Here is a 22,522-nt window from a genome sequence, read left to right on the forward strand (position 1 = left end):
CACAGCACGACCGGACCCGCCAACGGCGGTAACGCTACAAATCCCTACGATCACACTGCGGCATCACGGGCATAGGCTCGCAAACTGCACTCTCACTGCGGACGACTACGGACGTCGCGCTCCGCTCGGCAGATTCGATTCGTCTGCGTACGCCGATCGTCCGGAACCCGACGCCGTCCTGCCAGGGGCGCGCACCGCCCCTACCGCGATCATGAAGCTAGTCCGGGTTGCCCGCCTCCGGAGCTTGCGCAGCGCCGCCGAGCGAAAGGCGCTTGGCCACATCCAGCCGTACCTCGCCGTAGGGCTGGACATGCTGCCAGAACAGCGGGGTCAGCCCGCGCTGGTCGGCGGGTTTGAGCATGGTGGCCCATTCGGGGTCGGCCAGGACGTCCTGCAGCATCAGGGTATTGATGTACACGAGCGCGGCCTGCAAAATGCGCAGGCACAACACGCTCATCTCCGGCTCCTCGCGCCGGTTGGTGGCGATGTCGCCGCCCTTGCCGTAGAAGATCACCGAATTCGCTCCGTTGGAGGACTCCACCACATTGAGCCCTTCCTGGATCTCTCGCTGGAGCTCGCGCAGGCGCAGATAGCGGGCGACGAAGATGGTCTTCTGCGCCCGGCCGACCTCCAGCATGGCCTGGTAGGTGGGATGGGAGGCGGACTCGGTGAACCGGCGCAGGATCGCCTCGGTGGAGGCGGTGCCCTGCTTGATCGCGGTGGTGTACTTGATCATCTGGTCGTAGTTCTGCTCGATCAGGTCCCACCGGATCGGCCGAGTCATCGCCGGCGTCAGCCGCGGGTACAGGTCGCCTTCGCCGCTCTCGACCTGGTACAGCTTGACCTTCTTGATCTGCTTGATGCGCGGCAGCCGGTCAAAGCCCAACAGCCGGGTCACGCCGAACCCGATCTCGGTCTGGCCATGGGAGTCGACGTAGTTGCCCTCGACCTTCATGGTGGTGCCGTGCCGCACCGCGCCCTCGATCATCGCGTGCACCTCCGAGGCCGAGGCGCGCAGGGTCTGGGAGTGCACCACCACGGACCCGCGTTCGATGTGCCAGTAGATGAGGATGCCGCGGCCGCCGTACCGGGAGTGCCACTCAGTGAAAATATTCTGATCGTAGGCGCGCACGTGCGTGGAGTCGGAGGCGACCGTGGTCGTCCCCTCGCCCACAGCGCCACGTCCCGGGCGGTGAAGGTGGCGTTCGCGATGGCGATCGCGATGTCGGTGGCGACCTGCGGGGTCAGATAGCGGCGCCGAACGTAGCGGATATCGTCCTCACTGTGGGCGTGGCCGCCGGAGGCCACGGCCCGGATGCCGGTGTTGGTGCCGTATCCGAAGATCGCGAGCATCAGCCGCTCGGCCAGGACCTCGGGCTTGAGGCTGGAGGTGCCCGCCACCGAGGTGACCGCCTTCAGGCAGCCGGTGCGCAGCACCGCCTCCTTGAGCATGTCGATCAGCGGGACCGAGCCCCAGCGGCGGCCCACCTCGTTCTTGATCCGGCGCAGGTTCCGCGGCTCATCCGCCGGGCCGAGCTTCGTCAACTTGATCGCGCCGGACTTGCGCTCGGAGATCGCCAGCCAGTCCAGCTTCGGCAGTGCGGTGTCGAGCGCCTCCAGTTCGGCGCGCATCTCGGCCTTCAACTCGGCGATGAAGTCGGCCGGGTCCAGCGGCTTGCGCAGTTCGGCGTAGTTCTCCACGCGGCGGGCAGCGAAATCCTTGGGCAGGTCCTCCTCCGGGTCGCGGAAGGAATGGGCACCGACCACCCAGATCTCCTTGCACCGCAGGGCCTCGCGCAGCGCCTGGAAGGTGACGATCTCATACACCATCCGCACCACCCGCCGGCGTCCGCGCTTGTCCTTCTTGAACACCAGGTCCTCCCAGTCGCCGGCGGTGCCGCGGTGCTCGGGCACCACCTCACCGCGCGGGTAGTAGGTGGTGTTGCCCGCCTTGGCGTAGCGGCGGATCAGCCCCAGCGCCTCGATCACCGGCTGGAAGGCGGTGTTGTTGCTCCTGAACTCCAGCGTGTCCAGCAGCGCGATCAGGCCGCGCCGGTAGTGGTTGGTGTAGGAGGCACGCAGCGTGGTCTGCACCGTGGTGCGGTAGGCCGGGCCCTTGGTCTTGAACTCGTGCACCAGATCGCGCAGCGTCTGCTCGCCGCCGCTGACAGCCGGGAAGATGACCGGGCGGACAGAATCGTCGGGCTGATTGAGCGCGGCGTCGGCGACCTTGAACAGGATGTTCTCCTTGCCGGTCACCCGCTTGAACGCGTTGATCAGTTCCTTGGTCACCTTGCTGTCGGCCCGCGCCTTGATCCGATGCACCGTGGCGATCAGCAGTTCCACCAGCGCGTCGGTGATTTCCCGCTCCCGCTCCTGGACCAGCGCCGCCAGCAGCAGCACCGTCAGCTCGCGCGGATGCGTGCGCATGTGGGAGGGCGCTTCCACTGCCGCCCGGGCCCGCCAGGCGGCCAGCACCTTGGGCGCCACGTCGGCGAACAACCCGGACGGCAGTTCGATCGAGCGCGCCGCCGCCAGCTTGCGGATCTCGGTCATCATCGACTCCAGGCTCACGTTGCCCGGCGCGGAATTGATCAACGCCAGCAGGTCGGAGTCGATGTCGTCATCCTCGGCAGGCGCCTCACCCGTGGGCTCCTGACGGTCACCGGCCCCCTCGGCCACCGCGCGGCTGGCATCGTCGATGCCGACCAGCGCGTAGATCCGCTGCGTGGTCTCGGAACTCAACCGGGAGGCGATCCGCACCGACCAGGCGACCTCCGCGTTGTGCAGGGCCGAGGCCACGATCCGCGAGATCCGCCCAGGCGCCGGCGGTTCGATCCGCTCCTCGCGCAGATACTTGAGCAGTTCCTCCCGGACCCGTTCGGGCCGTCGCTCGGCGTGCGCGACCTCCTCGGCCAGCCACACCGCCAGCTTCGTCGCGTCCTCCGTCGTGCAGATGCGAAAGCCCAGGTGCGTGCGGATCTGATGGCGGTGGTACTCGATCGTGGAGCCGGACCACTCGTAGAAGCCGAACTCCGAGGCAGGAACCCGGACCTACTTGGCCACGTGCTCAACCACGCCGTCCGGCAGCTCTGAACGGCCGCGCGGGAACCGGCCGTGCTGCGTGTAGAACTTCAGCAAGATCGCGAAGCCGAGTCGAGTGGCATCGCGCTTTCCGGCGATCAGGTCGCGCTCTTCGCCCAGGATCGTCCAGTGCTCGACCAGATCGTCGATGTGCATCCGGGGGTGTTTCATGACCAACCAGCATTGACCAGGCAAGTCACGGCAAGATCAACACTGTTTGGGGCTCATGACACGTTTCTTACCGGCACCCCTAACAGGCTGACCACGCGCTACCAGCTCGCCGAATCAGTTCAAAGGCTGGTTGAGGTCAGCCGCCAGGCTGCGTAGGGATCGCCATCGTGGGCGCGAGCTCGCAGTTCTGCGGTCCGGCCCTGCTTGGCGAGCAGATCGGTCAGCCGGCGAGAGGCGGTGAAATCGCCAGCCGTGGCCCGCGCTTCTAGTTCGTAGGTGTTGTCCTGCTTGGCCAGAAGGTCGACAAGACGGCGAGCAGCGAAGGAATCGCCGGCATCAGCCCGAGTACGTAACTCCAGAACACCGCCTTGTTGGACAACTAAATCGGCCAATCGCCAGGCGGCATACGGATTGCCTGTCTTGGCCCAAGCCCGCAACTCTTCGGTTTGGCCCCGCTTCGCCAGCAAGTCGGCCAGTTGCCAGGCGGCATGGATGTCGCTGTTGTCAGCTTCGGTCAACACCCGCAGTTCTAAGGCATTGCCACGCTCCGCATAGAGATCGGCAAGTCGCCGAGCGGCAGGTTCGTCACCTCTTCTGGCGCGGGCCCTCAGCTCCTCTACTAAACCCTGCTTGGCCAGCGCGTCGGCATGGCTTTCGGCCAAGAGCCGAAGTGCGGCCTTATCTCCGGCTTGAATTCGGGCTTGTAGTCCCACAAAGCACCCGTGCTCCAGCAACAGGTTCGCCAGGCGCTTGGCGGCGTACCGGTTGCCCGCGTCAGCCAGCACTTCCAAGTCCTCTTGGCGATCTTGTGCGGCCAACACGTCGATGAGCCGACGCGCGGCGTACGCGTCCCCAGCCTGGGCGCGTGCGTGCAGCTCTTCTGTCCGCTCCTGCTCCGCCAGCAGGTCGACCAGTCTCTGGGCAGCGCTACGCTCTCCTGCGTCGGCGGGGAGGATCTCCTCCGCGGGCGGGCGTGTTGCCTGCCGAGCTTCCACCACTGGCGGCGGCTGGGAAGTGTGGGAACCGGTTCCTTCCCGCGTTGCTCGGGCCTCGCGTTCAGTCCGGAGCTCTTGCTGCAGATCAATGATCGTTTGTTGAAGATGGGCGACGGTCTCCTGCAGGAGGCTGATCTGTTCCATCGGTGCTGGCGCCTGGTGGATGCGCTCCGCGATGGCCACCCGTTCCCACGCCGACATCTCAGTCAGGGCGACGCCGCATGCCTGGACAAAGGCCAGCATGACCTTTTTCGGCGCCAGTCGTTTAGCGCGCAGCATCTCAGAGACAGTCCTACGCGCTAGCCGCACCTTGTGGAGCTGGGTTCTTTCCTGCAGCTGACGCAGGGAGGGTTCCCCGGCTCGGACATGCAGCGCGGTGAGCGCACGGGCCAGATCCTCACGCGTTACGACTGAGTCTGGGTCCAGCCGATGTGGGCCGCCTTCCTCGCGGGGGAGATGTTCCACGCTGCCTCGTTCGCGATCGTCCGGACATGTCTTTGAATGTCCGACAGCTTAGGCCGCCTCCTCGTCGCGGACGGGGGTTCACGGAAACCTCGTGGGCCAGTTGTCCGGAAATGGACGGCCCGTGGCGTCAGTTCGGCTCGGGAATGGCCGCCAACCTCGCCGGACACCGATCTTCCCTCTCACCCCTGATCCAGTGACTTGTCCGACCATTCTGGAGAGGCCTTCATGCTGGATCTGTTGACCGAGCTAGCCCAGCTAGCCACCGCCGGCGTCGGCCTTGCTGCCGCGCTGACGATGGCGCGATGCCGCGTCCGCCCAACCCGCCGTAAGCGACGACGCGACAACGATCACGACGCGTCGATGGAGTAGAGCCGCGCACGCCTCAATGGACTGGCTCGGCACCAGAGGGCCAGTGACGGGCTTTCAACAAGGGGCGCCCGTGCGCCCCTTGTGTTCTCTTGCCTGCAGGGCGGCTGCCTGTGTGACGCCCCGACTTCATGTTTCTGCGCGAAGCACTCCGGGATGAGGTGATGGAGGGGTGGTGGAACATTGATCCAGCTTCGGAGGCCTGTGAATGGGACTCGCCGAAGGCACCCGCACCTTGGCGCCCGCGCACGTACGTGAAACGGCTACCGTCACCGTCGGCCTGCTCATGGGCGTCTGGGTGATCGACTATGTCGATCGGCCATTGGCGAGGAGTTCGCGCTACCGGCCTGGACCACTACCAGGTCCGGCGCTACGACGCCTGGCACCGCCACGGCCACCCGGCCGCTCACGTACGCGCCGGCCTGGTCCCAACGTCGGCGCCACCACCAGACCCGCGCCCGAGCCGGCCGCTCTTGGGGACGGCGGCTTCTCCATCATGAAATCGTCCTGAACTACTAGCTAGTAGGCTGAACCTCGTTCTGATCTCGAACGAGGCCGGTGACGTGACCCCCCGAAGCGCCAGCAGCGCACAGATCGTCTCGCCAAAACTGGTCGCCCGCGCGACAGAGCTGTCCGCGCTGTTGGCCACGCTCGGCAGCCCCCCGGCAGTCGCGGTCGTCGAGGGCGAGGCGGGGATCGGCAAGACCCGGCTCGTCAGGGAGCTGGCCACCGAGCTGGCCGGGACGCTGGTGCTGACCGGCGGCTGCGGGCACATCCGCGAGCCGTTCCCGCTCGGCCCGGTGCTCGAAGCGCTGCGCGGCACCGGCGAACTGCTGGCGGCCGTCTCCCTGTCACCGGTGGCGGGGGCGTTGCGGCCGCTGCTGCCCGAGCTCGCGCACGTCCTCCCGCTCGTCCCTGAGCCGCTGGACGACCGGGTCGGCGAGCGGCACCGCGTGTTCCGCGGGCTGGCCGAGCTGCTGACCCCCCTCGGCGCGGTGGTCCTGGTGCTGGAGGACATGCACTGGGCCGACGAGCAGACCGTCGAGTTCCTCGGTTACCTGCTGTCGGATCCCCCGCCGGACCTGAGCGTGGTCCTCACCTACCGCGGCGAGGAAGTGGGAGTCGGCGTGCGGGCGCTGACCTCCCGGCTGCCCACGGCCGTGGCCAGGACCCGGGTGGCGCTGGCCCCGTTCAGCACGGCGGAGACGCAGGAGCTGGCCGCCTCGATCCTCGGCGCCCCGCGCGTGTCCGAGGACTTCGCGCTCTACCTGCGGGAGCGCACGTCGGGCCTGCCGTTCGCGATCCAGGAGCTGCTGGCGCTGCTGCGCGCCCGCGGCACCCTCGTACGGCGCGACGGCGGCTGGGCGCGCAAGACGATCGACGAGCTCGACGTCCCCGCCGGGGTGCGCGACTCGGTTCTCGAACGGGTCAGCCGCCTGTCTCCCGCCGCCCGCGCAGTGGTCGAGGCGAGCGCGGTGCTGGAGGCGCACGTCCCGATCGGCACGCTGCTGGCCACCTGCCGGATCCCGGCGGGCGAGGCGGAGACCGGGCTGGACGAGGCCCTGGAACGCGGCCTGCTGGTCGAGCGGTCAGGGCTGGTCGGGTTCAGGCATCTGCTGGCCGTACAGGCTGTGTACGGCAGCGTGCCACTGTCGCGGCGGCGCGACCTGCACGCGCGGGCGGGTGCGGCGGTGGGACGGCTCAGCCCGGTGCCGCTCGGGCAACTCGCCCACCACCTGCGGCACTCAGGGCAACTGGACGCCTGGGTGTCGGCGGCCGAGCAGGCCGCCGACCAGGCGACCGCGCTCGGTGACGACGACGAGGCGGCGCACCTGCTGAAGGCGGTGCTGCGTGAGGCCCCGCTCGACCCGGTACGGCGGGCGGAACTCGCGGTCAAGCTCGGCTGGGCGAGCACCAGGACGCTGAAGGTGGTCGCCGAGCTCGACGTGCTGTCAGCGGCGCTCGCGCACGACCCGCCCCAGCCGCTGCGCGGGGAGCTGCGCTTCCTGTACGCGCTGGGTCTGGACCGGACGGCGGCTGAGCCCCCGCTGCAGTGGCGCGCCTTCACCGACGCGGTGGAGTCGCTGGACGGGCGGCCCGACCTGCTGGCACAGGCGATGGTGGGGCTCGGCCTGCCGACGACTCCGGACGTGCCGCTGGCCGAGCACGTCGGCTGGCTGGAACGGGCGCTGGAGCAGTTGCCCGCGATCGATGACGCGCCCCTTCGCGCGTTCGTCCTGGGCAAGGTCGCCATGGTGCTCACGGCGGTGGGCGATCCCCGCTGGGCGGAGCTGTCGGACCGGCTGCTGACGCAGACGGGCGGCAGGCCGGTGAACCGCAGGGAGGTGGGCGCGTTCTGCTCACTCGGCGAGGACGCGTGCTACGCCGGGCGGTACGAGGTCGCCGACCGGATGCTCTCGGCCGCGCTGCTCGGGGCTCCGGGCTGCGACCTGACCCGGTGGATGGAGTTCGAATGCCGGGCGTCGTACGCAGCCCTCGCCTACGCGCGCGGTGCGTGGGCGGGCCTGCGGGAGGAGGTCGAATTCCTGTCCGAACGGCTGGCCGGGCACCCGCGCCAACTCGCCGTCCTGGACATTCTCAGGGCCTGCCTGACGCTCGCCTCCGGCGAGGTGGAGGAGGCCAGGCTCGGGCTGCTCGACGTGGTGGAGCGGGCGGCGCGGATGGGCGCGATCGACGTGCTGCCGATCGCGATGGGCGCGCTGCTCAGGCAGGGCGGCGAACCGCCCGCCGGGCTCGCGGCGGCCATCGCGGTGTGGGACACCAAACGGCTCTGGCCGGTGGCCGTACGGGTGCTGCCGCCGCTGGTCGACGCGCTGGTCACGGCCGGGCGCCAGGACGAGGCGGAGGCACTGACCGACCGGCTCGGCCGTGAGCTCGCCACGCTGGACGCGCCTCTCGCGCCACCGTCGCTGGCCCACGCCCGCGGCCTGCTGGCCGCCGGCGCGTCGGACCCGGCCACCGCGTCCGCCGAGTTCCTGGCCGCGGTTGACGGCTACGACCAGCTCGGCTGCCCGTACGAGGCCGCCCAGGCGCGCGAGCTGGCCGCCGCCGGCCTGTTCGCGCTCGCCGACGAGCGCGCCGCCGATCTGCTGAACGCGGCCCTGGCCGGGTACGCCGCGCTCGGTGCCCGCTGGGACCTCGACCGTGCCTCCCACCTGGCCAGGCGGCGCGGCGTCCCCTCGCCGGCCCGGCACCGGGGCGGGCCGAGCGGCTACGGCGGCGACCTGTCACCCCGGGAGCGGGAGGTCGCGACGCTGGCGGCGACCGGGCTGACGAACAGAGAGATCGCCACGGAGCTCTTCCTGTCGACGAAGACGGTCGACAAGCACCTCAGCGCGGCGCTGCGCAAGCTCGGGCTGCGTTCGCGGGCCGCGCTCGCCCGAAGGCTGGACGGCGGGGCATAAATGGGGATTCTTACCCATAGGTAGGTAGAGGGTGCGCCGCAGACCATGGGCGTCATGTCCGGAACCGATCCGCAGCGTGACCTTGAGCACCCGGAGGAGCCCGAAGAGGGCGACCAGGAGCCCGACGAGGACCCCGCTGCCCTAGTGCCCGATGACGGATGGGTCGACGTCTGACCGCCCGCCCGCCTGACCTACCTCCCGAGGAGCCCCATGCCTAGTTTCTCGCGCCTGTTACGGCGCGGATCCGCCGTCGCCGTCACCGCGGTGACCCTCGCGGGCTCGCTGTCCGCCGTCTCCACTCCGGGTGCGCTGGCCGTGCCGGCCGCGCAACCCGATCTGGACCGGCTGCCGGCGGGCACGCACAAGATCACGCTCATCACCGGCGACACCGTCACCCTGTCGGACCGGGGCGGCGCTCACCAGGTCGACGTGGACCCCGCCGCCCGTCCGGGCGGCCCGGCGCCCGGCTTCCTGACCAGGGCGACGCCCAAGGGCGTGTACGTCTTCCCGACCGACGCCATGGCCGCCGTGAACGCGGGCAACGTCGACAAGGAACTGTTCAACGTCGAGTACCTGGCCGAGAACGGCTACACCGACGCCGAGACCAAGCAGCTGCCGGTCATCGTCCAGTACCCGAAGGGACGGCGCGGGGCGAAGGCGGCGGCGGACGCGCTGCCGGCCACCACCACCGCCACCGACCTGACCAGCATCAGCGGCGCCGGACTCCAGGTCGACAAGGCCAAGGCCGGCGACTTCTGGAGCGCCGTCCGCGACGGCGGCACGGCCGCGCGCACCCTCAAACAGGGCGTCGCCAAGCTCTGGCTGGACCGGAAGGTGCAGGTCAACCTGGCCGAGAGCGTTCCGCTGATCGGCGCGCCCCAGGTCTGGGCCGCCGGGTTCGACGGCACCGGGGTGAAGGTCGCCGTCCTCGACACCGGCGTCGACACCAAGCATCCCGACCTGGCGGGCGTGCTCGCGGAGACGCACTCGTTCGTCCCCGGCCAAGACGTGACCGACGGCCACGGCCACGGGACCCACGTGGCCTCCACGATCGCGGGCTCGGGCAGTGCGTCTGGCGGGAAGAACAAGGGCGTCGCCCCCGGCGCCAAGCTGCTGATCGGCAAGGTGCTCGACAACGCCGGACAGGGCGAGTCGTCCTGGCTGATCGACGGCATGGAGTGGGCCGCGAGCAGCGGCGCCAAGGTCGTCAGCATGAGCATCGGCGGCGGCGTCAGCGACGGGTCCGACCCGATGTCGCAGGCCGTCGACGAGCTGACGGCGAGCACCGGCACGCTGTTCGTGATCGCCGCGGGCAACAACGGGCCCGGAGCGCGGACCGTCAACACGCCGGGCACCGCCGATGCCGCGCTGACGGTGGCGGCCACGACGAAGACCGACGAACTGGCCGACTTCTCCAGCCGCGGCCCCCGCCTGGACGGGGCGCTCAAGCCGGACATCGCCGCCCCGGGCTTCGCCATCGTCGCCGCGCGGGCCGCGGGCACCGCGATGGGCACGCCGGTGGACGACTACTACACCTCCGCCAACGGCACCTCGATGGCGACCCCGCACGTGGCGGGCGCCGTGGCGATCCTCGCCCAGCGCCACCCCGACTGGACGGCGGCGCAGTACAAGGCCGCGCTGATGAGCACCAGCAAGCAGGTCGGGCTGACCGTCTACGAGGAGGGCGCCGGCCGGGTCGACGTGGCCAGGGCGGCCTCCCAGCAGGTCGTCGCCACCACCGCGAACCTGGACTTCGGCGACGGCAAGACCGCCACGAAGCAGGTCACCTACGCGAACCTGACGGACCAGCCGGTCACGCTCACGCTGACCCCCACGCTGTCCGACAGCAAGCGCAAGCCGATCGAGGGCGCGCTGAGCGCCGACAAGACCCTCACGCTCCCCGCCGGCGGCACCGCGACCGCGACGGTCACGCTCGACGCTGCCGACCTCGGCTTCGGCGCGTACGGCGGCGCCATCACCGCCCAGGCGGGCGACGTACGGCTCAGCACCCCGGTCGGCCTCTTCATCGCGGGACCGAGGGTCACGCTCACCGTCAAGACGATCGGCCGGGACGGCGCCCCGCTGACCCCCACGGGGCTCGACCTCATCAGCGTGACGGACTCCGAGGAGCAGCCCGACGGCGCCGGCGTCTCAGAGCCCGGCGTGGTGACGGTCCGGGTGCCTCCGAGCACCTACAGCATCATGGAGCTGGCACAGTGGATCGACGACGACTCGCGGACGAACTACGCCTGGCTGAGTGATCCGGAGGTGAAGGTCACCGAAGACACCACGATCACGCTCGACCTGCGCAAGGCCAGCCAGGTGCGGTTCGGCACGCCCACTCCCGCTGGTCCGCTCAACAACACCGTGATCGAGACCTACCAGCGTACGACGGAGAACGGCGCTCGGTACGCGGGCATGCTCGACCACAGCCCCTGGGACCTGGTCTGGGCTACCCCGACCAAGCGCGTCACCAAGGGCACATTCCGCTTCGCCCAGCAGGCGATTCTCGGCCAGCCGGAGGTGAGCATGTCCCTCCTCCGCAAGGGCATGCCGGACATCCAGGCCGTCCCGGGGATGCATTGGGAGTACGAGGGGGTCGAGAGCCAGAACGGCCATCCCGGCTGGGTCCCGTTCACCGGAACCCAGGATCTCCCGGTGGTGAACGTGGGAACGGGAACTCCGGAGGAACTGGCCAAGCTCGACCTCAAGGGCAAGCTGGCGCTGCTGGAGACCGGCTTGCAGGTGAACATCTTCGGCACGGCCTGCGGCGTGCCGATCGAGGTGGTGCAGAACCTGCGTGCGGCCGGGGCCGCCGGTGTGGTGGCGTTCCCGAGTGCGCCGTCGGAGACGATGCCCCGATGCTCCCTGCCGTTGCCGATCTCGCAGGCGCCGTTCACCGGCGAGCTCAAGGAGCTGGGGATCGCCAACGTGTCCCTGTCCGCCCGTGACGGCGCGGCGGTACGCGACCGGCTGGCCAAGGGCCCGGTCACGATCCGGGTGACGGGAACGCCGGACACCCCCTTCACGTACGCGCTGAAGGAGTACCAGGAGGGCAGGATTCCCGAATCGCTGAACCACACCTACAAGCGCAACCAGCTCGCCCAGGTCGACGTGGTGCACGTGGCCCCGGACCCGGCTACCAAGTTCTCCGACCACCGCCTGGCCTGGAAGCAGGACGAACGCCTGCTCGTCGCGCAGGCCGTCGAACTCGGCACCTGGTCGGCCGTCGGTCCGCACACCCGGCGCGACTACGTCGGTCCACTGGCGGCGGACGTGATGCAGCTGAACATCAGCGTGGCGAGGCCGTCGGACAACACCGTCGAGGTGAGCGACGCTCTGGACGTCTATGACAAGCCGGTCCGCACCCAGCAGCGTATGTTCGCCGGACCGCGCACGCCCGGTGGCTACACGGCTCCGGACCAGGTGTACCGGGTGCCCGACCCCGCCAGGCCGTACCCGGCGACCTTGGGGCTGAACACCCCGTGCGACCTGTGCAGGCGCGGCGACCTGCTCTTCCCCATCTTCCATACGATGAGGGTGAACGGCGGGCTCCAGCAGCACGACGACATGGGCGGGATGTACAGCTACACCTACCGTCTCACCAAGCAGGACGGGACCGACGTGCCGTTGACCAACATCAACCGCATCTTCCTGTTCAGGCTGCCCCCGGAGAAGGCCACGTACCGGCTTTCGGCGACGAGCAAGTCGATCAACGCAGTCTGGACGTTCACCTCGTTCCGCGCGGAGAAGGACACGGTGAAGCCCGGGCACATCTGCGCCGTCGTGTCCGCCGATCCGTGCCGTCCCGAGCCGATGGTCACCGTCGGCTTCGACCTGGATGACACGCTCGACCTGCGGAACACCGTGGCCACCGGGCGCCACCGCTTCACCGTCAACGCAGGACACGGGCCTTCGTTGGAGGCGATGCCGAAGATCGCCGGGCTGAAGGTGTGGGCCAGCACGGACGACGGCAAGACGTGGAACCCGGTCCAGCTCTCTAAGAAGAAGGGCGGCTCCTACACCGCGACCGCGACCTACCCGTCCCGTGGCAACACCACGGGCACCGTCAGTCTCAAGGCGGAAGCCTGGGACACCGACGGCAACCGGGTGGAGCAGACGACACTGAAGGCGTTCGGTCTGCGCTGACGAAGAACGAGCACCGCCCGGACCGGGGTCCGGGCGGTGCTCCTCGTCCGACTGCCGAAGAGGTCATAGACAGCCGATGACACGTGCCTGGTTTGTATCGTGTCTGGCCAGCATGAAGTCCGTCCTCATGACGATCGCCGGGTATGCCGGGTTTTCCGACCGTATCCACTCTTCTTCGGAATTTCACCGCAGCTTGGCCACGTGTCCCGGCCCAGCGAGATCGTCCCTGGCCCACCGTCGGTCATCTGCCGCAGGGCGATGGCCTTGAGCTCAGGATCGTGGCGAGACGAGGGCCAGCAGCGCGGCGGCCAGAGCGCGGCCGCGGGCGGGGGCGCGCTCGCCGTCTCCCAGCCGGATCTGCCGGCCCTGATGGTGCAGAACCACGGCGCCGTCCGGCTGCCGGGCGACGACGATGCCGGTCTCGGGCAGTGACACGCCGCGGACACCTGTGCCGAGGTCACCGCTGAGGTCGGCCAGTTCGGGCAGCACCAGCCCGGCGGCGGCCTGCGCGGCGGCCAGCCGGTCACGTAGTCCCCGCATCTGTTCGGCGTCACGTTCGCGTTCAACTTGGGCGGCGCGGGCCTGCTGTTCGGCGGCCACCGCGCGCTCACGCTGGAGATCACGCTCGGTGCCAGCCTGGCGCAACTCCTCCTCGGCGCGGGCCTGCAGCCGCGCAGCGGCGGCGGCTTCGCCCTGGGCGGCGACCAGGGCCAGGCGGGCGTCGGTCGCCTCCTGCCTGGCGGTCTCGGCGCGGCCTTCAGCGGTCTCGGCCCGGGCCTGAGCCTGGCGGCTGTCGTGCTCGGCACGCTCGCGGGCGAGGTCGGCCTCGGCGGCCGCGGCCCGCAGGGTCTCAGCGCGACGGGCGTGCTCTTCTGCGGCGGCGCGCAGCCGGTCGATCTCGCGCCGGGCCTCCTCCAGCGCGGCGGCCGTCCTTTGCTGCTCGGCCTGGGCCTGTTCTCGCTCGCGCAGGGCGTCGTCGCGGGCCTGCTCGGCAGCGCCGCGGGCGCGTTCGTGCTCGGCGACCTGGGCCCAGGCGTCGCGGGCGTCGGCCTTGGCCGCGTCGACCTTGCTGTTGGCCTCCCGTTCGGCGCGGCGCTGCTCCCGTTCGGCGGCCTCCTGGTTTTCCCGGGCGGCCTGGGCACGGCGGTTGGCCAGCTCGACGCGGGTGTCGGCCTCGTTTTTCTCGCGGCGCGCCTGCGCGGCGTCGGCGCGGGCGGCACGGGCCTCGGCGAGCGTGTCGGCGACGGCTTGCTCCAAGTCGGTGTGCAGCGCGGCCGCCGCCGCGGCGATCTGTTCGGCCAGTGGCCCGAGCACGGCCTGGGCCTGTTCCAGGCGTACCTGCCCGCTGTCACGGGCGGCGGCGGTCTCGGCCGCGACACGCTCGCGGTGGTCCGCACGAGTTCGAGCAGGACGGTTGTCGGGATCATCACGCCGACCCACCCTTCGCTGTCCGGGGCGGTCAACGCGAATCCCGGCCCGGCGGCCCGGAGCCCCGGCACGCCGTGGGTGACTCCGCGGATCGCGTCTTCCCAACGGACCATCCCGTACTCGGTGTCCTTGGTGAACGCTGCCCTACCGTTCCGCAGGCAGGGCACACAGATCGCGGGTTCATCGCCGAGCGGCCCGATCGGCGTGACTGCCGCGCAGCCGGGGCAATTCACACAGACGCCTTCGTACTCGTCGAGGGGAACTGCGAACTCACGCTTGCAGCCACCACAGGTGTGGATGACCTCCGTTCCGATGCCGAGCCTCAGCCGGTCCGAGCCCGGGCGCCCGCACAGTGAGCAAGTTCCCGTGGGGATATGCCCGCTGGCGGTGGCAATGGGAGCGGGCCTTTCCCCTTGAACGTGGACACCTCGGAGACTGGATCTTGAGGTCCAGGGGAAGAGATGTCCCTGATGGTGATGAAGAACTACCCGCCCGAGTTCAAGGCCGATGCGGTGGCCTTGGTGTTGTCGAGGCCGGACCGGACGATCACGTCGATCGCGCGGGATCTGGGAGTCAGCCGCGAGACTTTGCGGGTGTGGGTACGCGCCGCACAGGCGCGGGGTGAAGGTGGGCAACGAGCGGCCGGCGGTGCCGCTATCCGTCAGGCCCCATCAGCCGGACAAGTACCCTCAGACGACGTGTTGGAAGAGGAGAACAAACAGCTCAGGGCCCGGATTTGAGAGCTGGAGCAGGAGCGGGACATCCTGCGTAAGGCGGCCAAGCTTTTCGCGGGCGAGACGAACTGGTGAACCGCTTTCAGTTCGTTGAGGATCACAAAGCGCTCTACGGCGTGAAGCGGTTGTGCCGGGTGCTGCAGGTGTCGCGCTCGGGCTTCTACCGATGGCTGAAGGGCGCCGCGGCGCGGCTGGCCCGCCACCAGGCCGATGACCAGTTGGCTGCACGGATGCGGCGGATCCACGCCGAGCAAGACGGTACCTACGGCTCGCCGCGGATGACGGCCGAGTTGCGCACGGCCGGGATGAGGGTCAACCACAAGCGGGTGGAGCGGGTGATGCGCGAGCACGGCATTGCCGGGCTACGGCTGCGCAAGAGGGTCCGCACCACGATCCCCGAGCCGGATGCCGCGCCGGTGCCGGACCTCCTCCAGCGCGACTTCACCGCCGAGCGGCCCAACACCCGCTACGTCGGTGACATCACCTACCTGCCGGTGGGCGGCGGCCGGTTCCTCTACCTGGCCACCGTCGTGGATCTGTGTTCGCGTCGGCTGGTGGGCTGGTCGATCGCCGATCACATGCGCACCGAGCTCGTCGTCGACGCGCTGCAGGCCGCGGCGCACACCCGCGGCGGCCGTCTGGACGGGGTGGTGTTTCACAGTGACAACGGGGCGCAGTACTGCTCTCGGGAGTTCGCGCGGGCCTGCAGCCGGCTCGGTGTCATCCGCTCGCGCGGCGCGGTCGGCACCAGCGCCGACAACGCAGCGGCCGAGTCCTTCAACGCGAGTCTGAAGCGCGAGACGCTGAAGGGCGCGCCCGGCTGGCCCGGGCCTTTCCCCTTGAGCGTGGACACCTTGGAGACTGGATCTTGAGGTCTAGATCGCTGATGTGAAATTTGGTGATCGGCTGCAGTCATGACGAAGGGCGTCCATGGTCGGTGTGTGAAGACCGACTTGGACGCCCTTCTGACCGCACTCTATGTGCATCTGGACGATCACGTGATGCCTTCGCGGGGCCGGCCTCGCGGGCGAGGCCGGCCGCCGGTGCTGACCCCGGCCGAGGCGGTGGTCGTGGCAGTGGCGCAGGTGCTGCTGCGCTGTGATGACGAACGCCGCTGGATGCGGATGGCGGCCGGCCGGATCGGGCACCTGTTCCCCAGACTGCCGTCCCAGTCGCAGTACAACCGGCAACTGCGTGACCTGGGGCCGGCCATGTCAGCGGCGGCGCTGTGGCTGGCCCGCCAGATCCCGACCTGGCACGAGCCGTTACGACTGATGGACGGTACCCCGATCCACTGCGGCGCCTCGCGGGTGACGGTCAACAGATCACACCTGGGTGAGATCGCCGGATACGGCATGGACAAGTCCCACCACGCCTTCTACTGGGGCGCCAAGCTGATGCTGATCACCACCGCCGACGGCGCGGTGACCGGCTTCAGCCTGGCCCACCCCAAAGAGCTCAATGAACGCACGCAGGCCCTGCACCTGCTACACGTCCACCAGATAGCCGACGGGCCATGCCCGATCGTGTGCGACAAGGGATTCGCCGGAGCCGGCATCGAGAAGGCCGCCGCCGATCTCGGCCATCTCCTGATCCGGCCGGCCCGCGAAGACGAGCCCGCACTTGCCCTGCCATTTCCTGGCTGGTTGCGTCAGCGCATCGAGGCGATCATCTGGACCCTGAAGAACCAGCTCAGCCTCGAACGCCACAACGCCCGCCACCCGAACGGCCTCTGGGCACGCATCAGCCAACGCATCCTCGCCCTCAACGCCGCCATCTGGCACGACTGAACACCGGCGCACCCGTGAAACGGTCCTGACTGCCTACGACCACTGACCCAAACTTCACATCAGCGCTCTAGCGCGGGGTCAGCTTGCGCAGGACCACGCCGAGCAGGCGGTCGGCCCTCAGGTACCCCGACACGCGGGAGTCGTACGACTGCGCGGGGTTGTCGCCCACGACGACGAGGCGACCGGCGGGCACCTGAGTTCCCGGCGCGTCGCGGAGCGCGGGGATCTGCTCGCGGGGGATCGGGTCGCCGGGGACCGCTGCCAGGCGTTTGATGATCCACCGAGTCTCACCCTCGTCCGCCATCCGTGCCAGCACGACGACCTGGCCGGTACGGACGCGGGTGGGTCTGACCCGCCGTACGAGGACGCGCTCTCCTGGCTGGTAGGTGGGCAGCATGCTGTTGCCCTCGACGGTCACCACCAGGTAGCGCAGCCGCAGCCAGGCCAGCGCGAGCAGCGCCGGGGCGGCGATGGCGACGACGGCGGTCACGGCGTGGCCGCCAGGTCGTCGCGGTAGCCGCTGGCCTGGCGGCCGTACAGGCCCGCGTAGGTGCCGCCCGCGGCCAGGAGTTCGGCGTGCGTGCCCCGCTCGGTGACGACGCCGTCGGACAGCACCACGATCGCGTCGGCGTCGCGAGTCGAGCCGAGCCGGTGCGTGATCACCACGCTGGTCCTGCCCCTCCTGAGGCGCGCGAGCTGGGTGTGCACCTCGTACTCGGCCTCGGCGTCCAGGCCCGCGCTCGGCTCGTCGAGGATCATCAGGTCCCTGTCGCTGCGCAGGAACGCCCTGGCCAGGGCCAGGCGCTGCCACTGCCCGCCGGACAGCAGCACCCCGTCCTCCTCCTCGTCCTGCTCGGGCGCGAAATCGCGGCTGAGCAGCGTGTCATAGCCGTACGGCAGGGCCGACACCGCATCGTGGACCCCCGCCTCGCGGGCCGCGCGCTCCAGCCGTACGTGATCCTGGGCGGCGGTCAGGTCGCCGACGCCGACGTTCTCGCGGGCGGTCAACTCATAGGCGACGAAGTCCTGGAACACCGCGCCGACCCTGGCACGCAGCGACTCGGGCGGTACGTCGCGGATGTCGACGCCGTCCCACAGGATAGAGCCCCGGGTCGGGTCGTAGAAGCGGCACAGCAGCTTGACCAGTGTGCTCTTGCCCGCGCCGTTGCGCCCCACGAGAGCGACCGTCTGCCCGTGCGGGATGAACAGGTTGACGCCGCGCAGCACCCACGGGTGCTCGTCGCTGTAGCGGAACCACACGTCGCGCAGCTCGATCCCGCCCCGCAGCTCGGGCAGTACGGCGGGCTCGGCGGGGGCGGGCAGCCCCGGGCCCTCGCCGGTGATCCTGATGTGGTGGTGGAAGATCAGCAACTGCTCGTGCGCCATCACGCCGGCCGACACCACCGTGTTCAGCGCGCCCTGCACGCCCGCCACGGCGGCCACGAACATCGACACGTCACCGACGCTCAGGCTGCCCTGCCCGGCCGCCAGGATCGCCCAGACCAGGCCGATCCCCGCCACCACCGCCGCCGCGCTCGCCAGCCCGGCCTGCACGGCGAACTCGCGCCTGTCCATCGAACGGCGGGCGGCGTTGGCGGTGCGCACCTCGCCCAGCATGCGCCCGCGCAGGAACGAGCCCAGGTCGAACAGCCGGATCTCCTTGGCGGCCTCCGCGGTCGACATCAGCCGGGCGTAGAACATCTCCCTGCGCTCGACCGGGCCGATCCGCCACATCATGTTCACCCGGCTGCGCGAGAGCCGCAGCTCGATCAGAAACGCGGGCAGCGCCGACAGCAGCACGAGCCCGGTGAACAGCGGGCTGATCACCAGCAGCGAGCCCACGAAGCCCGCTACGGTGATGGCGCTGCGCACGGCTGACAGCGCGGTGTCGATCAGCCTGCCGGGGTTGCTCGCGCTCTGCTGCGCCATCCGCAACCGGTCCAGGAAGGTCGGGCTCTCGAACGGCGCCAGGCCGGTGAAACCGCAGATCGCGGTGAACAGCTCGTCCTTGGCCCGCAGCGAGACCCGCCTGTCGACCTCGGCCCGCAGGTACTGCCCTGCCTGCGCGGCTGCGGCGGCGAGGGTGGTGACCACCGCGATCGCCACGGCCTGGCCTGGCAGCGCGGAGACCTCTCCGCGGGCGATGCCGTCGAGCACGGCCTTGGTCAGCCAGGCGAGCACGACCGGCGCGCCCGCGCCCACCAGCGTCACGGCCAGGTAGCCGATGACCTGCGCGGGCGCCGCCCTGCACACCATCGCGGCACCCCGCGCCGCGCCCGCGGCCAGGTGGCTGAACCCGGGGGTCTCCCGCCTGCCGCCTATCACGCCGCGGACCCGCTGGGCAGCCGCGCGACGTCGCCCACCCTTCCTGTTACCGCGCCCTCCCCGACCAGGAAGAAGCTGGGGAACGAGTTGACGTCGAACGCCGCGCTGACGGCACCGCCGCCGTCCTCGAGCACGACCTGGGCCACCGGGGACAGGCTGCCGACCATCTGCTCGTGGCCGCCGCCGTGCCCGTCGACCACGACGAGCACCCGGGATCTGTCCTGGCCAGATGCCCAGGAGACGAGTTCGGGCAGCTTCTTGCGGCAGGTGGCGCACTCGGCTGCGATGAACGCGACCACCGTGTCGTCGGGGAGCTTGTCGCGTGCCACCACGGCGCCGTCCACCGTACGCACGTCGAAGTCGCCGACGCGGTCACCTACGGCCAGGCCGCCCTTCCCGAACAGCCCGCCCATCTCCACGACCTCGTCCAGGGCGTCGATCAGCTTGACGTGTTCCTTCAGCCGCCTGGTCACGGCGAGGGTCATCGCCAGGTCGACCAGGCACAGCACGCCGACAAGCACCGCGACGGCGATCACGAACGGCACAGCACACCTCCGGTCCGTAACGGGGGTGCCCGGCAGGGGGCGGCCGGGCACCAGATCAATCAGCGAGGCCGCTTACCGCTAGCAATAGCGGCGCGTGCAGTCGCCGCAGTGGCTGCTCCCGTTGGGGTAGAAGCAGCAGTACGCCCCGTTGAACGTGGCACCGCAGCAGTAGTAGCCGCAGTCGGTGGCGCGGGCGATGGCGTGGGGGGCGACCTTTTCCAGGATCCGGTCGGCCAGGTTGGTCAGGGTCTTCATCGAATCTTCCTCCGTTGTCACGGCATGTCGGTCCGCGGCGCCGCTCACACAGCGTTGTTCTCCTGTTTGGCCTCCAGCTCGCCCGCGACGGCGGCGTAGAGTGCGTCGATCCGCGTGGTGTGGTCACGCAGCCGCCTGACCACCGCGAGGGTCAACATCAGGTCCACCGCGCACAGCGCGCAGGCGAAGACCACGAGAGCTACCGCGAACGGCATGACTACCTCCGGTTACTTGGGGTTACTTCAGCACCATTTCCGCGCGTCGTAGCTCGTGATGCAGGAACCGCAGTAGCTGTTGCCGTTGGGGTAGTAGCAGCAGTACCTCCAGTAGTCCGCGCGGCAGCACTGGTACTCGCAGTCGGTCGCACGGGCGGTGGCGTGCGGGGCGACTCTCTCCAAGAGCCGGTCGGCCCACCTGGACATCGTGCGCATGGAACCTCCCTTGTGGGGATTGGCCGGTTGCCTGGAGCATGCGCCGAAGGTCTCAGTGGATTCTCAACGGTTTCTCAATGCCTGCGCCCGCTGCCTGATCTTCGTGGCGTTCGCGTCGCCGACGGCCTCGTAGCACTCGATCGCCCGTTTCCACGCGTCGTACGCCGCCTCCGCGTTGCTCGCCTCCGCCTGCGTCTCGCCGAGCCTGACCAGCGTCTCGGCGGCCGCGTGCAGGTCGTCGCAGCTCTGCAGCAGGTCGGCGGCACGCTCGTGGCACTCGTCCGCCTGCGCGTGCTCGCCCAACGCGTTGAGCACGTAGGCGATGCTGTCCCACGCGTGGCCCTCACCCTGCGCGGAACCGAACTCGGCGAGCAGCCGCTGTGACCTGCGGCTCTCCTCCAGTGTCTGCTCGTACTCGCCGCGCTTGGCCCGCCACCAGCTGGTGTTGATCAGCGCCCGCGGCTTGCCGATGGCGTCGCCCGCCTGCCTGAACAGTTCCATAGCCCGTACGGCGTGCCCGAGCTCCCGCCCCGGCCTGATCCTGCTCAGCGGCACCGTTAGGCCCAGGTGGACGTGCGCCTCCAGCACCGGCTCGTCGAAGTCGGCGTGCAGCCGCAGCGCCCGCTCGAAGTGGGTGACGGCATCCCCGTCGTGGCCGAGCCGCAGGTGCGCGCGGGCCAGGCTGTTGTGGCAACGCGCCGCGGCCAGCCCATCGCCCAGGCGTTCCGCCGCGCCGAGCGCGACCTCCTGGACGTCGAGGATCTCCGTCCACGGTCCCCGGCGCTGCCCGAAGTCGGAGAACCCCCACCCCAGCAGCCAGGCGTGCCTGTCCAGCCCGGTCGCGACGGCCTCGGCGAGCAGCGCGGGCAGCGACTCCGCGACGAACCAGCGGGTGGCCTGGGCGGGACCCGCGAACGCCTGGACGATCACGCCGGAGCGCGGGGGATCCAGCGGCATGTTCTCCCGGTGCGGATGGCAGGCAGCGCTTGCCGCCGCCGCCGTGTGCACGTAGTGGTCGAGCAGGCGGCGCGTGGCGGCCTGCCGTACGGGCTGGTCGTCTGTGTCACGGCTGCGCTCGGCGGCGTACTCGCGCAGCAGGTCGTGCAGGCGCAGCCGACCGCCCATCCGCAGCTCGACCAGGTTGGCGTGGTCGAGCCGGGTGACCGTCTCCCTGGCCACGGGCACCGGCAGCGCCGCCAGGCTCGACACGGCCGCCAGCGGCAGATGGGCGCCCGAGTCGCGGCCGAGCAGGCGGAACAGCCGGGCGGCGGGTTCGGGCAGGTCGCGGTAGGAGCGGCCGAGCACCTCGCGCAGGTCGATGGCCGGATCCTCGTGCGCGAACGGCTCCAGCCCCGGCCGCGCCAGATCGGCGGCGTCGGACAGCGACAGGTCGGTCCTGCACGACAGCCGCGCGCCCACGATCGCCAGCGCGAGCGGCAGCCGGCCGCACCGGCGGATGGCCTGCTCGGCGGCGTCCGGCTCGGCGCGCAGCCGGGACGCGCCGAGCCGTTCCGACAGCAGCAGCCGCGCGTCGTCCTCGGGCAGCACGTCCAGGCAGCATGGACGCGCCGGCCGTCACCGACAGCCCGGACAGGTCCGAACGGCTGGTGATCAGCGTCAGGCAGCCCTGCGTGCCCGCGAGCAGCGGACGGACCTGGGCCGCGTCGCGGGCGTCGTCGAGCACGACCAGGTCGGCGTGGAGCTGGCCGTCGGGGTAGCGCTCGCGGTTCAGGTGCGCCCAGCGCAGCGCGAGCGACGACTTGCCCCCGGGCGGGCCGTGGATCACGCGGACGGCAGCCCGCTCGCTGCCCAGCCGTTCGAGCTCGGCCTCGCGGCCGACGAAACAGGCCAGGTCGAGCGGGAATCGCGCGGGCGCGGAGGACTCGGCCGCGCGCGACGCGTGCTTGTCGGCGTGCAGCAACCGCTGGTGCACCCGCTGCAGCTCCGGGCCTGGGGCGATGCCCAGTTCCTCCGCCAGTACGGCACGCGTGTTGGCCCGGCGCTCGGGTCCGTGACACCAGACGCAAAGTAGCTGTGAGTGACTGTAGGCTCTCAGACGCGTGGACATGAGCACCATTAGCGAGCAACGCAACCTGCGGAAACGTGCTCGCCACCGTTATCGGGGCAGGGGGCGCCGGACTGGGCGCCGGACTCATCCCCGAACGCCTGGATCGAAATCCGGAGTCGAGAGCCGCAGCCCTACGCGCCGCGACCTGCGTCAACGCTTTACTTTGCCCCCAGTGACGGCGACCCGAGCACCGGGCCGTCTAGATGGTTGAGTCCAAGGGGTCCGGGTGATCAGTGGTCGTAGCGAGTGAGTGACCTCTTGACCGGCTGGCCGGTGTGATCGTTGTGCCAG

At 70.0% G+C, this 22,522-nt stretch carries 14 protein-coding genes and 2 pseudogenes; 6 read left to right on the top strand and 10 right to left on the bottom strand.

Annotated features, from left to right (window positions below; genetic code table 11):
* Positions 1 to 217: 217 nt before the first annotated feature.
* Together AB0J97_RS50160 and AB0J97_RS50165 are read right to left on the bottom strand one after the other, a co-directional pair.
* Positions 218 to 3,255, bottom strand: a pseudogene (locus tag AB0J97_RS50160) (Tn3 family transposase).
* 119 nt (positions 3,256 to 3,374) lie between these two features.
* A complete protein-coding gene (locus tag AB0J97_RS50165) occupies positions 3,375 to 4,529 on the bottom strand; it encodes a hypothetical protein (protein ID WP_364104146.1) in 1,155 nt (384 codons plus the stop codon).
* Positions 4,530 to 5,644: 1,115 nt separating this feature from the next.
* On the opposite strand from AB0J97_RS50165, the gene AB0J97_RS50170 reads away from it, so the two are divergent.
* Together AB0J97_RS50170 and AB0J97_RS50175 are read left to right on the top strand one after the other, a co-directional pair.
* Entirely contained in the window at positions 5,645 to 8,506 is a 2,862-nt protein-coding gene (locus AB0J97_RS50170) for an AAA family ATPase (protein WP_364104149.1), read from the top strand.
* A 210-nt stretch (positions 8,507 to 8,716) separates the two neighbouring features.
* On the top strand, positions 8,717 to 12,655 hold the full coding sequence (locus AB0J97_RS50175; protein ID WP_364104152.1) for a S8 family serine peptidase: 3,939 nt from the start codon (positions 8,717 to 8,719) through the stop codon (positions 12,653 to 12,655).
* 270 nt (positions 12,656 to 12,925) lie between these two features.
* Here AB0J97_RS50175 and AB0J97_RS50180 read toward each other — a convergent pair whose 3' ends face one another.
* Positions 12,926 to 14,095 carry a hypothetical protein gene (locus tag AB0J97_RS50180; protein WP_364104155.1) on the bottom strand — a complete coding sequence of 390 codons (1,170 nt, stop codon included), beginning with the start codon at positions 14,093 to 14,095 and terminating at the stop codon, positions 12,926 to 12,928.
* Positions 14,096 to 14,553: 458 nt separating this feature from the next.
* On the opposite strand from AB0J97_RS50180, the pseudogene AB0J97_RS50185 reads away from it, so the two are divergent.
* Positions 14,554 to 15,629: pseudogene (locus tag AB0J97_RS50185) on the top strand (IS3 family transposase); the annotation flags it as partial.
* A 102-nt stretch (positions 15,630 to 15,731) separates the two neighbouring features.
* Positions 15,732 to 16,607 carry a hypothetical protein gene (locus AB0J97_RS50190; RefSeq protein WP_364104158.1) on the top strand — a complete coding sequence of 292 codons (876 nt, stop codon included), beginning with the start codon at positions 15,732 to 15,734 and terminating at the stop codon, positions 16,605 to 16,607.
* 67 nt (positions 16,608 to 16,674) lie between these two features.
* Here the strand turns inward: AB0J97_RS50190 and AB0J97_RS50195 are convergent, their stop codons facing one another.
* The 7 genes from AB0J97_RS50195 to AB0J97_RS50225 all read right to left on the bottom strand — a co-directional run bounded on the left by AB0J97_RS50195 (position 16,675) and on the right by AB0J97_RS50225 (position 21,711).
* On the bottom strand, positions 16,675 to 17,097 hold the full coding sequence (locus tag AB0J97_RS50195; protein WP_364104161.1) for a S26 family signal peptidase: 423 nt from the start codon (positions 17,095 to 17,097) through the stop codon (positions 16,675 to 16,677).
* Positions 17,094 to 18,932, bottom strand: a complete 1,839-nt coding sequence (locus tag AB0J97_RS50200) for an ABC transporter ATP-binding protein (RefSeq protein WP_364104164.1) — start codon at positions 18,930 to 18,932, stop codon at positions 17,094 to 17,096. The genes AB0J97_RS50195 and AB0J97_RS50200 overlap by 4 nt, the downstream gene beginning before the upstream one ends.
* A complete protein-coding gene (locus AB0J97_RS50205; protein ID WP_357705967.1) occupies positions 18,929 to 19,477 on the bottom strand; it encodes a hypothetical protein in 549 nt (182 codons plus the stop codon). Before AB0J97_RS50205 ends, AB0J97_RS50200 begins: the two co-directional genes overlap by 4 nt.
* Before the next feature lie 78 nt (positions 19,478 to 19,555).
* A complete protein-coding gene (locus AB0J97_RS50210) occupies positions 19,556 to 19,732 on the bottom strand; it encodes a hypothetical protein (protein WP_357705966.1) in 177 nt (58 codons plus the stop codon).
* Between the two features lie 44 nt (positions 19,733 to 19,776).
* A complete protein-coding gene (locus AB0J97_RS50215) occupies positions 19,777 to 19,947 on the bottom strand; it encodes a hypothetical protein (RefSeq protein WP_357705965.1) in 171 nt (56 codons plus the stop codon).
* 27 nt (positions 19,948 to 19,974) lie between these two features.
* Positions 19,975 to 20,163 carry a hypothetical protein gene (locus AB0J97_RS50220; RefSeq protein ID WP_357705964.1) on the bottom strand — a complete coding sequence of 63 codons (189 nt, stop codon included), beginning with the start codon at positions 20,161 to 20,163 and terminating at the stop codon, positions 19,975 to 19,977.
* Between the two features lie 63 nt (positions 20,164 to 20,226).
* Positions 20,227 to 21,711, bottom strand: coding sequence for a tetratricopeptide repeat protein (locus AB0J97_RS50225; RefSeq protein WP_364104169.1), 1,485 nt, complete (start codon positions 21,709 to 21,711; stop codon positions 20,227 to 20,229).
* Between the two features lie 11 nt (positions 21,712 to 21,722).
* Between AB0J97_RS50225 and AB0J97_RS50230 the strand changes: the two genes are divergently transcribed.
* Positions 21,723 to 21,881, top strand: coding sequence for a hypothetical protein (locus AB0J97_RS50230; protein WP_364104172.1), 159 nt, complete (start codon positions 21,723 to 21,725; stop codon positions 21,879 to 21,881).
* The gene (locus tag AB0J97_RS50235; protein ID WP_364104175.1) at positions 21,860 to 22,195 is read left to right on the top strand and encodes a hypothetical protein; all 336 of its coding nucleotides are present in this window, start codon (positions 21,860 to 21,862) and stop codon (positions 22,193 to 22,195) included. The genes AB0J97_RS50230 and AB0J97_RS50235 overlap by 22 nt, the downstream gene beginning before the upstream one ends.
* The last annotated feature ends 327 nt before the right edge of the window (positions 22,196 to 22,522 follow it).

The organism is Nonomuraea sp. NPDC049607, assembly GCF_040675375.1.
In the GTDB taxonomy this organism is placed as follows: Bacteria; Actinomycetota; Actinomycetes; order Streptosporangiales; family Streptosporangiaceae; genus Nonomuraea.